We start from the raw sequence: 4,273 nt of genomic DNA, 5'->3' as shown, positions 1-4,273 counted from the left end.
CGTTTCTCCCTTTGGGCAGGCGTCCTGCTGAAAACACAGGCACAAAAGCAATTAGTTCCTCCGGATCTTCGATTCTGATGATTCCTGTCTGCTTGAAAAAAGCATCGTAAATTCTGTCCACCCCCGCCAGGGAACCTGTATGGGAAGAGGCGGCCCTGGCTCCCGCCGTACTGCGCCCCACTTTCATAATCATGACCGGTTTTCCGGCCCTGGCGGCCTCTTCCGCCACCCGGCGCAGTTTGAGGCCGTCCTTCGCCCCCTCCAGGTACCCGCCCAGCACCCTGGTGCTGTCGTCCTCCACCATGTACCCCAGAAAATCCGCAAATTCCAGGTCCGCTTCATTGCCGACGCTGACGAAATAGTTCAGGCCAACCCCGCTGTAAAGCGCCTGGGCATAAATTAATGCGCCGTAGGCACCACTCTGGGTGACAAAACCAACCGTCCCGGGATGCACGTCTGCAATATCAACAATAAAGGCAAACGAAGCCATCACGCCGTTCCGGGTGTTGACCACACCCAGGCAGTTTGGACCACAAATACGGAGACCGGAATTCCTGGCCAGCCTGGCTATCCGGTCCTGGGCCAGGCGACCTTCCGGACCTGTTTCGGCAAATCCCGAACTGAAGATGATGGCTGCCTTAACTCCTTTTGCAACACATTGTTCCAGAGCATCATATACACGCGAGGCAGGTATGCTTATAACGGCCAGATCTACCGGGCCTGGAATATCCGCCAGCGAGGGGTAGCATCTTATGCCAGCAAGGGATTGGTACTTCGGATTTACAGGATAGATTTTGCCCCTGTATCCCTTGTTAATCAGGGCATGCAGCGGCCGCCCGCTGGGCTTTTCCGGATTATTCGAGGCACCTATCAGGGCAATTGATTCCGGCTCGAAAAACGGCTTTAACTGTTCAAATTCCTTGGTTTTGAAAGACAATATCAGCGCACCTCCAGAAATACCAGATCAGGGGATTATTCATCTAATTAACGGTTAATTTATTAAACCAGCAGTTTAAATTCTTAACACAGTCCCGATTAACGTCCTCCAACCTGGAACAAACGAAAATTAAAATCTCGTGAAAGGAAGTTTTGACTTTCCGGATTCAAAATTACTAGCCGGTCCCGGGTTAGTCACCAGCGTTCTGTCAAGTCCAAGCTTTAAAAACATTATGAGATTTCTATCAAAACTTTTATTGAAATTTTTATTTAAACTCTTCTTCGCAATATTTGTGTTCCTCGCAATATTTGTGCCATTATAAACCCGCTTCAGGGGGCCTTGTGTGTTTTGTAATGTTTTGTAATTGAAACCATAACGTTAAAAAACTGAACATTAATTGAACTTAAAATTCGACCGGCCATTTTGAATCCGGCTCTGAAGCTTTATGGCATAATAATTGCAGGCCACGTAACTGTTAAACTTTCATTAAATGAAATGCCCTGGCAGTCACCTGGAAACGTACGGTAAATTTCACACTAACAATAAAACCTGCAGGGGGAGGGGTTTGCATGGAGTACACCAAACTGGTAGTGGAAAAGCAGGACGGTTACGCAGTTGTGGCCATCAACAATCCGCCGGTTAACGCTTTAAGTCAGGCTGTCCTTACTGAGCTGAACAACCTGCTGGATGATTACCTCAATGACAACGAGGTCAGGGCTATTGTATTGACGGGTACGGGCGAAAAACTTTTTTCGGCCGGAGCTGACATCAGCGAATTCGCTTCCATCCGGGCCGGCAACAAACCTGAAATTAGCGGTCACGATGTGTTCTTTAAAATTGAAAATTACCCCAAACCGGTGATCGCAGCACTCCAGGGCAGCGCCTTCGGAGGTGGCAATGAACTGGCTATGAGCTGTCACCTCAGAATAATGTCTGCTTCCGCCAAAGTCGGTCTACCGGAGGTCAAACTGGGCATCATCCCGGGCTGGGGTGGAACTCAACGCCTGCCCAGGTTGATCGGCAAGACCAGGGCCCTGGAGGTCATGCTCACCGGCGACCCCTTGAGCGCCGAAGAAGCCCTGAGGTACGGGCTTGTCAACAAAGTGGTGCCTGCAGACCAGGTCTTGAATGAAGCCAGGGCGCTCGCGGCCAAATTGGCCAAGGGGGCTCCCGTCGCCATCAGGGAAATTTTAAAGGCGGTGACCAGAGGACTGAACACCACCATTGAGGAAGGCATTAAAATCGAGCAGGCCGGCTCCGCCATAGTCTTCGCCAGTGAGGACGCCAGGGAGGGCGCCAGGGCCTTTTTTGAAAAGAGGCCTCCCAACTTTAAGGGCAGGTAAAAAACAATATCTTTCCGGGAACCGCACCCAGCTAATTCTCTAAAGTCGGGTTATACCAAACGAAAAAGGAGAGTTAAACATGTCTGGCAACTTTTTTTATTCAAACCGGGACCATAAATTTATTATCAAAGAATGGCTGAACACCGAAAAAATCCTGAACTTTGACGCCTTTAAAGATACCTACGAGATCGACGACGTAGATATGATCCTGGACGAAGGTTTGAAAGTGGCCAGGGAGGTTGTTGCCCCTACCAATATTGACGGAGACAGGATAGGTGCTAAACTCGAAAACGGTAAAGTGAGCACACCCCCGTCATTCCACAAGCTTTACCGGTTCATGCAGGAAAACGGTTACGGCAACTCCCAATTCGATCCCAATGAAGAAGGTAAGCTGCCCACCATCCTGCATACCGCCCTGGAGGAATTTTTTAATGCGGCCAACCCCGCTTTTTATCCTTACATCGGCCTGGCCAAGGGTGCCTCCAACCTGATATATACGTTTGGCACGGAAGAAGACAAGAAGCGGTTCCTGCCCAAAATGTACAGCGGCGAATGGGCGGGTACCATGTGCCTGACCGAACCGTGCTGCGGCTCCGACGTGGGCGAAATCACCACTAAAGCCTTCCCAACCGAAGACCCCAGGGTATATAAAATCAAGGGGACCAAGTGTTTCATCACCGGAGGCGACCACGATCTCGCTGAAAATATTATCCACCTGCTGCTCGCCAGGTGTGAAGGAGCGGCACCCGGTACTAAAGGAATTTCCCTGTTCATTGTGCCCAAAATCTGGGTTAATGAAGATGGTAGCCTGGGTGAGCCCAACGATGTAACCACGGTGGCCATTGAACACAAAATGGGCATCAAGGGTTCCGCGACCGCCATGTTGAGCTTTGGCGACGAAGGCAAGTGCCGCGGTATCCTGCTGGGGAATCCGCCCGATGAAAACGGCAGGGCACAGGGTATGGCCCAAATGTTCATCATGATGAACGGCGCCAGAATGAGCACCGGTCTAACCGCCATGTCCATCGCCCAGGCGGCTTATAATTATGCCCTCCAGTACGCCAGGGAGCGCATACAGGGCAAGGCTATCACCAACCCCAGAGGACCGAGGGTGCGCATTATCGAGCACGAGGACATCCGGAGGATGCTGTTGTTCCAGAAGTCTATCATTGAAGCTTCCAGAGCCATGATCATGAAAAATTCCTATTACCTGGACCTGGCAAGGTACAGCAATGACCCGGAAGAAAAGAAAATAGCTTTGAGAAGGATCGAAGTCAATACCCCGCTGATCAAGGCCTATCCTTCGGACATGGTCTGGCAGACTACCGCGGAAGCCATACAGGTACACGGTGGTTATGGCTTCACTGAGGAATACCCCGTAGCCCAGTGTGCCCGGGATTGTAAAATACTGTCCATCTGGGAAGGTACCAACTTTATCCAGTCCATGGACCTGGTAGGCAGGAAATGGAGACTGGACGACGGCAGGATTTTCGCGGAATGGTTCAAAGATGTTATTGATTCCATTGAAAGCAAGAGAGAAATTCAGGACCTTGCCCGTGAATACGAAATCATGAGCAAAGCCGCGGCCACCTACCGGGAAATGCAGAAATCCTTCAGCGCGAGCATTGCTAAAAACATTAGATTAATGCCCCTTTATTCCACCCGGATCCTGCACGCCACTGCCATACTATGGGGCGGGTCGTTGCTTCTGGAACAAGCGGCCATCGCTGTCAGGAAGATTAAGGAACTGGGCGAAAGTCACTTTGACTACCCGTTCTACCAGGGGAAAGTACAAACCACGCGTTTCTATATCAGGAACATCGTGCCCGAGATATTTAAGATCGCTGAAATTATCAAGGACGGCGACACTTCAGCCATCGACATACTTGAAGAAGGGTTCTAAATTTTAAACCCGGTTTTTAACCCGGCATGAGATCCGGAAGCACTGCAGGAATGTAATTTAGCGGCGGTAGAAGCAGTGCTGAAGGCTGCC

Annotated in this window: 3 protein-coding genes; 2 read left to right on the top strand and 1 reads right to left on the bottom strand. The window is 50.5% G+C overall.

Features of this window, described 5'->3' with window-relative positions; all coding sequences use genetic code 11:
* A partial coding sequence (locus tag ACPLUI_RS11740) for an acetate--CoA ligase family protein (RefSeq protein WP_424660447.1) occupies positions 1–937 on the bottom strand: 937 nt, incomplete at its 3' end.
* 569 nt (positions 938–1,506) lie between these two features.
* Between ACPLUI_RS11740 and ACPLUI_RS11735 the strand changes: the two genes are divergently transcribed.
* Positions 1,507–2,280 carry an enoyl-CoA hydratase-related protein gene (locus tag ACPLUI_RS11735; RefSeq protein WP_424660446.1) on the top strand — a complete coding sequence of 258 codons (774 nt, stop codon included), beginning with the start codon at positions 1,507–1,509 and terminating at the stop codon, positions 2,278–2,280.
* A 79-nt stretch (positions 2,281–2,359) separates the two neighbouring features.
* Complete coding sequence (locus ACPLUI_RS11730) at positions 2,360–4,183, top strand: acyl-CoA dehydrogenase (protein ID WP_424660445.1); 1,824 nt, start codon at positions 2,360–2,362, stop codon at positions 4,181–4,183.
* Positions 4,184–4,273: the final 90 nt, after the last annotated feature.

The sequence above is a fragment of the Desulfofundulus sp. genome, assembly GCF_049701015.1.
In the GTDB taxonomy this organism is placed as follows: domain Bacteria; phylum Bacillota; class Desulfotomaculia; order Desulfotomaculales; family Desulfovirgulaceae; genus Desulfofundulus.
The sequence above is the reverse complement of the archived record's forward strand: the minus strand, read 5'-3'. Positions and strand labels throughout refer to the sequence as shown.

Coding starts and splice junctions, on each gene's coding strand:
- ACPLUI_RS11730 (WP_424660445.1), top strand. CDS start 2,360: ATGTCTGGCAACTTTTTTTATTCAAACCGGGACCATAAATTTATTATC.
- ACPLUI_RS11735 (WP_424660446.1), top strand. CDS start 1,507: ATGGAGTACACCAAACTGGTAGTGGAAAAGCAGGACGGTTACGCAGTT.